Source organism: Arthrobacter sp., assembly GCF_031179385.1.
GTDB lineage: Bacteria > Actinomycetota > Actinomycetes > Actinomycetales > Micrococcaceae > Arthrobacter_D.
Map to the genome: position 1 here is coordinate 1 of NZ_JAPSHV010000132.1, position 6,592 is coordinate 6,592.

The 6,592-nt window shown below is 61.8% G+C and carries 7 protein-coding genes; 2 read left to right on the forward strand and 5 right to left on the reverse strand.

Features of this window, described 5'->3' with window-relative positions:
• From RIF85_RS13760 to RIF85_RS13770, 3 genes are all read right to left on the reverse strand, one after another.
• The coding region (locus tag RIF85_RS13760) for a carbohydrate ABC transporter permease (protein WP_309072466.1) at positions 1-611 on the reverse strand (611 nt) is incomplete at its 3' end.
• The gene (locus tag RIF85_RS13765; protein ID WP_309072467.1) at positions 608-1,537 is read right to left on the reverse strand and encodes a sugar ABC transporter permease; all 930 of its coding nucleotides are present in this window, start codon (positions 1,535-1,537) and stop codon (positions 608-610) included. The genes RIF85_RS13760 and RIF85_RS13765, both read right to left, overlap by 4 nt.
• A 46-nt stretch (positions 1,538-1,583) precedes the next feature.
• Entirely contained in the window at positions 1,584-2,861 is a 1,278-nt protein-coding gene (locus RIF85_RS13770) for an extracellular solute-binding protein (protein ID WP_309072468.1), read from the reverse strand.
• 89 nt (positions 2,862-2,950) lie between these two features.
• Between RIF85_RS13770 and RIF85_RS13775 the strand changes: the two genes are divergently transcribed.
• Complete coding sequence (locus RIF85_RS13775) at positions 2,951-4,156, forward strand: ROK family protein (protein WP_309072469.1); 1,206 nt, start codon at positions 2,951-2,953, stop codon at positions 4,154-4,156.
• Between the two features lie 189 nt (positions 4,157-4,345).
• Here the strand turns inward: RIF85_RS13775 and RIF85_RS13780 are convergent, their stop codons facing one another.
• Positions 4,346-4,540 carry a hypothetical protein gene (locus tag RIF85_RS13780; protein ID WP_309072470.1) on the reverse strand — a complete coding sequence of 65 codons (195 nt, stop codon included), beginning with the start codon at positions 4,538-4,540 and terminating at the stop codon, positions 4,346-4,348.
• A 510-nt stretch (positions 4,541-5,050) separates the two neighbouring features.
• Here RIF85_RS13780 and RIF85_RS13785 point away from each other — a divergent pair.
• A complete protein-coding gene (locus RIF85_RS13785) occupies positions 5,051-5,299 on the forward strand; it encodes a hypothetical protein (protein WP_309072471.1) in 249 nt (82 codons plus the stop codon).
• 253 nt (positions 5,300-5,552) lie between these two features.
• Here RIF85_RS13785 and RIF85_RS13790 read toward each other — a convergent pair.
• On the reverse strand, positions 5,553-6,592 hold a 1,040-nt coding region (locus RIF85_RS13790), incomplete at its 5' end, for a peroxidase family protein (protein WP_309072472.1).

A 6,592-nucleotide genomic window follows, 5' to 3' on the forward strand; every position in this document is an offset into this window, starting at 1 on the left:
AACACCTGCCACGTGCCGGCGCCGTCCATGCGCATGCTTTCCTCCAGTTCCAGCGGGATGGAGCGCAGGAACGCGGTGAACAGCATCGTATTGAACGCCAGGGCAAAGACGATGTGCAGGATCGCGACGCCGAGCGGGTTGTCCAGCCCGACGAAACCGGTGAGCTGGATCTGCGGTAGCGCCACCACGGGGAACGGGATGAACATCGCCGCGAGCAGGTAGAAGAAGGACCAGCGGAAGAGTTTGCGGTCCCAATTGCGGACGATCGCGTAGGCTGCCAGGGCCGACAGGATGATTTCCCCCGCCACTGCGGTCACTGAAACAAACACCGAGATCGCGAAGCCGCGGGGAAAGTTCGTGAGGGTCCATGCCTGGACGAAACTGTCGAAGGTCAGGGGACTTGGCAGCGAGAAGGCGTTGCCATCCACCGCCTGGCCGGTGGTTTTGAACGCCATGCTCATGGTGACGTACAGCGGGACGAGCACGCTGAGCGTGCAGACGATCAGGACGACGGTAGCCGGCCAGTTGCTGCGCTCCTTGGCGGCGCGGACCGGCTGTTTCTTCCCGCCGGCCACGGATTCTGCTGGGATGGTGCTGGGTGCGCTGCTCATGCTGCGATCCCTCCTTTGCCACGGGTGAAGCGAAGCTGGATGAGTGCGATGACGATGCTGATGAGGAAGAAGATCACGGCATTGGCCATCTGGTACGCATAGTCGCCGCCTTCGAAGCCGCGAAAAATCGACATGGCGACGCTGCGTGTGGCGACCCCGGGGCCGCCGTCGGTGAGACCGACGATGATGTCGTAGGCGTTGAGGTAGTTCTTGAAGCCGAGGACCATATTGATCACGGCGTACCCTGCCACGAGCGGCAGGGTGATGTGCAGCAGGTTGTGCCAGGGCCTCGCCCCGTCGATGGAGCTTGCTTCGTAAACTTCGGCGGGAACCGTGAGGAGCCCTGCGATGTAAATCAGCATCGCACTCGGAATCGACTGCCACGCCGTGACGAAGACGATTGCCAGCCACGCGAGATCGGGGTTGGCGAGGATGCTCGTCGCCAGCGGTTCGATACCCAGGCCTTGGCCTATCAGCGGCAGCGAGTTTGAGAATAGGTATTGGAAGACGAACGCGATGACGATGCCCGAGATCACCATGGGGATCACGAATACTGCGCGCAATGCAGCACGGAAGCGGACACGGGACGTGAGTCCCAGTGCAAGAAGGAAGGCCACTGCGTTTACGACGATGACGGTCACGAGCGCAAAGGCGAGCGTAAAGCTGTAGGCGCTGAGGACTCCTTCATCCTGGAAGACGGCAATGAAGTTTCGGATGCCTATGAAGTCGAAGTCACCGAAGCCCACAGAGTTCGTGAAGCTGTAGACGAATCCGAGTACGGCCGGCAGCGTGACGGCGAGCGTGAAAATCGCCAGTGAGGGGAAGAGGAAAAAGTAGTAGAGCGGATCGACGCGGCTTTTGCGCGCATTTGTCGCTTGAGTCGCTGCCGGTGCCGTCACCACCGCTCTAGTGGAAGGCTTTGTCATCGATGGCATGGTGGTCCTCGTTTCGTGCATTAGGTCGGAAAGGTGATCAGGCACGGAAAGCCAGACGCGCCCAGTCGGCATCGATCCGGCGCAAGGTGCTTTCGGCGTCGGCGCCGCCGATGATCGATTGGAGGTAGTTGGCGGCGGGAATCGAGTTCGGAATGAACTGTGAGGCGCCCATGTAGAAGCGGCCTTCGTCGTAGTACTTCTGCATTTCAACGATTCGGGGGTCTGTGACCGCTGGTGCGTCTTTGCTGGTGCCGAATCCCAGGAATTCGGCGTTGTAGGAGTTCTGGATCTCCGGCTGCATGAGGTATTGAAGAAAGTCGCGGGCGCCCTCTTGTGCATTGGCGACTTCGGGAACCCATAGCGAAAGGTCGATGTTGACGCGAACTTTCAAATCGGCGGGGTCACTGGTCATCGGCAACGGGAAGGTGCCGAGATCGACATCCGTGCCGGCCTTTTCTATTTCTCCGAAGGCCCACGGCCCCTGGAAATACATTGCCGCCTGGCCCTGCGCCATGGCGGTGTTGCCGTCCCCATAGCCGCGGCTGGATGCATCGGGGTTGATGTATGTCGTCAGCCGGACCATGCGCTGGACTGGCTCAAGCATCGTTTTCTGGAATGACACTTCGGAATCTGGTCCAACGTTCTCGCCAATCTCGTGCATTTTCCTGTAGAAGTCGCGCACGTTGACCATGCCGCCAACCGTGTAGTCGAACAAGCCCTGCGCGATGGTCCAGGGGTCGCGGAAAGTGCCGTAGATCGGAGTGATGCCTGCAGCTTTGAGCACCTCGCATACCTCGATCAGTTCGTCCCAGGTTGTCGGGACGGCCAGGCCGTTCTGCTCGAAGATGCGGCGGTTGTAGATAACCGAGGCGGCCATGACCGAGTAGGGGATAACGCTAGTGCGGCCAGGGTAGGTGGGGTACCAGTTCGTGAGGTCGAGAACGTCGTCCCGGATGGCAGTTGCTGCCGGGAGATCGGAAAGGTCCGAGAGCGCCCCGCGCTCCATGAACCTGGCCATCTCGAGGTTGTAGTTGAGGCAACCGAGATCCGGCGGACTGCTGCGCACAAAGCTGGCAGAAAGATTTGTCGCCATATCGTGCAGGACACGGACGCGGTCCTGTGACGCGGTAAACTTCGCCGCCAGATCGCGGAAGTACGGCACAGCTTCCGGTTTTGACTGGTGAAACGTGACAGTGGGGCGTGTACCTCCCGGAGCGCACCCAGCCAGGCCGAAAGCAGTCAATGCGCCCCCGGCGGCGGCAAGGAAAGTACGTCGGGAAACTCGCGTCCCGGCGGACGTCAAAGGTGGCATCATCGGCTCCTCGAGGGTCTTACGTGGATTTATTTGGATCTTATATTTAGGTCCTATACGAGGATGAGGGATATTGGCGATATCGTCAAGGGATGAACGAGACCACGGCGAGCTCAACGCAGCTGCTGCGGCAGATCAACTCCGATGCTCTGCTGCGCTTCGCTCTTCAGGAACAAGTCTTCACAGCTGGCGAGGCCATGGCCGTGACTGGGCTAACCCGCGCCACGGTGCTCGGCGTTTGCGACGGTCTGGTCGACGCCGGATGGCTGGAGGAAGTGGATGACAGTCAGGCCGTGGGCCGCTCACTCAAAGGCCGGCCCGCGCGCCGCTACCAATTGCGTGAGGCTGCCGGTGTTGTAGTTGGGCTGGACGCCGGCGAAAGCTATTTCACCACCATCGTCGCGGATCTGCGTGGCCGTGAGCTGGGCACCCGGCGCCAGAGCATCGACTCCCATGCGTTGGGACGCTCGGGCCGCGGCGCATGTGCACGAGAGCTGATCCGTCTGACCCTCCACGACGTCGGGCGCACCCTCGATGACGTCCTACTCACGGTCGTAGGCGTTCCCGCGCCGATCGACGCCAATGGTAGGTCTCCCGAAGGAAAATTCTGGCAACTGATGAATTCCGGCTTTGCCTCGCACCTTCAGGGCATGGTCGTCGTGGAGAATGACGCCAACCTTGCTGCTGTCGCCGAACGCGCACACGAGCCATCAGCTAACCAGGCAACGTTGTTGACCGGTGAGAGATTCGGTGCGGGCCTGATTGTCGACGGACGCTTGCTTCGGGGACCTCGAGGCGGCGCAGGGGAGATGCGATTCCTCGACACGCTTACCGCCGGCAAGTTCGTGCCAGACGAGGGGGGTACGGATGGCTTTGGAGCACTTGCACGGAAGTGGGCACGCTCGCGCATTCATTCCTATGAGGGAAAAACCATGCTGCGGCAAATGCCCGAGGGGGAGATTAAAGCGGAGGACGTGTTCCAGGCAGCCCGGGAGGGGGATCCGTTTGCAGAGGACATCATCGCCCGGCTGGGCGCCCGGCTGGCGCGGATTGCGGTTGTGCTGTCCAGCCTCCTGGACATCGAGCGTGTAGTCATCGCAGGCGGCATCTCACGGGCCATCGAACCTGTCCTCGAACACGCACGCATCCTGCTGCCCACCGAAACAGGCTTACCGCTACCGGAACTCATCGCGAGCAGATTCGGAGCCGAGGTTGTAGTCAAAGGCGCCATCGAGTCCGCACTGACGCAAATCAAGGCCGAACCTAACGCGTTCCTGCCGCGGGCCGCCCGATCCTGACGCATCCAACGGTTCGGCTTTTCGGAACGCTGCTGCCGCCCAGCGGGAACAGTTCGGCGGTCTGGGCACCGCGTGCGGGTTTTTGCCCATTAAAGCGGGGCGTTGCTTGGCCACGGGCTTTGGTGGTGGACATGGACAAATGGTCCCGACTTCACCGAGTCACGAACATCCGTGCGGTCTCACACTTTCCTATGCACGGCCGCAATCTCCGCAGGCGTCGCCTATACACTCCCGCAATGAGACGATTTCGACGATCTTGGGAATTTCGCTCACAGTTGTGCCGCCGCTTACTCCCGAGAAGAGCATCGCTACCCCCGCAACGGCGACAAGCACACCAAAAAAGATAAGGGCAGTAAGGGTAAAGGAACGCTGGTTCTCAGTCATACCTTCTCCAGTCATGGAAACTACGGCCGACGTCGTGGTCCAATACTGTACCTGTGGCGACACGGTGGCAAGACCGAGAAAGGCTAAGGCCTGCATCGGGACTGCCACCACGCTTCATTGTCCGGTGGGAGACCGTCAAACCTCGACACCCTGTAATCCCGTAGCTGCCACTTGCGCCGCCCAGATTGAGGAGTAGCAAATTGCTGAACAGTGTTTCGGATGAGAACCGTATGTAGCGCGCTCGATCGTGTTCTTTTGGGTTCGTGTGCATGGTAATTCCGGCAGGTGTCGTCGCTGCGTTTTGGGACGTATTCGTCGTTTAAGCCGGCGATCGAATGGCGGTGCGGCGGCCTTGGCCGAACTAGCCTTCGAGAACCGCTCAATGCACCTGGCTGCCATTCAGTTAAAGCTGTCGGCCCGGGACCGCCTTATCCTTGCCGCGACGGCCACTCGTGCCCTAGCGTGTGGACCCAGGCCAACATAGGCCTGCACAATTGGGGAGGGTGCTTCATGGCTGACATTGATGCAGTACTGGCAGGGCTGACAACAGAGGAAATCGAAGAAATCCAGGCAGTTGGGCCGAAGGGGCATCTCGATCGGCATCTGCGCGAAGCCCTTGACCGGGCAGCCGGAGGACCAGATGCTGCGCGGGGCCTGTATGTGCTGGACGGCACAGTCAACGACAACGGAGGCCAGTTCTACATTCTCCGCGATGATCTGAGCGGAAGAATCTTCCAAAGCCAGCCAACCCGAAGCTAAGCAGGTTCTCATGGGCTCCTTGGTTCAGGCCATGGCACCGCGCTGGCGACGATGTAGTCCGGGGCTGCCGGCCCTTTCAGGACCCGTTGATTAACCGCGGGTGCAACGCGGCGGGCTTTTAGGGCGGCCCAAAGGACCTCGGGGATCTGGGGTTCCTCCTGGTTCAAAGCGTGGCTGCCCGGAAGCCTGCTTCTCCGGCGCCTGGGGGAGGGGGTCCGGACCGGCCACAGCTGCAGCCGGCCCGGACTCTCGATCAGCGCAGGTCGAAGCGGTCGAGTTCCATGACCTTCACCCAGGCCGCCACGAAGTCGTTGACGAACTTCTCCCCGGCGTCGTCGCTCGCGTAGACCTCGGCAATTGCCCGGAGCTGCGAGTTGGAGCCAAAGACAAGGTCAACCGGCGTAGCGGTCCACTTCAGCTCGCCGGTGGCGACGTCGGTGATGTCGTAGACGTTCTCCTCGTTCTCTGACGCCTTCCACTTGGTGCCCGGGGAGAGCAGGTTGGCGAAGAAGTCGTTGGTCAGGACACCCGGCTTGTCCGTGAGGACGCCGTGGCTGGAGCCGCCGACGTTGGTGCCGATGGCGCGCATACCGCCGATGAGCGCCGTCATCTCCGGTGCGGAGAGGTCCAGCAGGTACGCCTTGTCCAGCAGGAGGGTCTCCGGCTGGAGCTTCTCGCCGGGGCGTACGTAGTTCCGGAATCCGTCTGCCCGCGGCTTCAGGTACTGGAACTGGTCGACGTCGGTCTGCTCCTGGGCGGCATCGGTGCGGCCGGGCCGGAACGGCACGGTGACGGCGAAGCCTGCGTCCCGGGCAGCCTTTTCCACTGCCGCGCAGCCGCCGAGGACGATCAGGTCCGCCAATGAGACTTTCTTGCCCCCGGCCTGGGCGGCGTTGAACTGCTGCTGGACCGTCTCAAGCGCCTGCAACGCCGTCGAAAGCTGCTCAGGCTCGTTGACCTCCCAGCCGCGCTGGGGCTCCAACCGGATCCGCGCCCCGTTGGCGCCGCCGCGCCGGTCCGTCTTGCGGAAGGTGGATGCCGCGGCCCATGCCGTACTGGCCAGCTGTGAGACGGAGAGGCCCGAGTCCAGGAGCTGGGCCTTGAGCGAGGAGATGTCCTGCTCGTCGATCAGCTCGTGGTCCACTGCCGGGACCGGGTCCTGCCAGAGCTGGGCCTCCGGGACCCAGGGCCCGAGCATGTGTGGGCCAACCGGGCCCATGTCGCGGTGCAGCAGCTTGTACCAGGCCTTGGCGAAGGCCAGCGCGAACTCGTCCGGGTTCTGTAGGAAGCGAC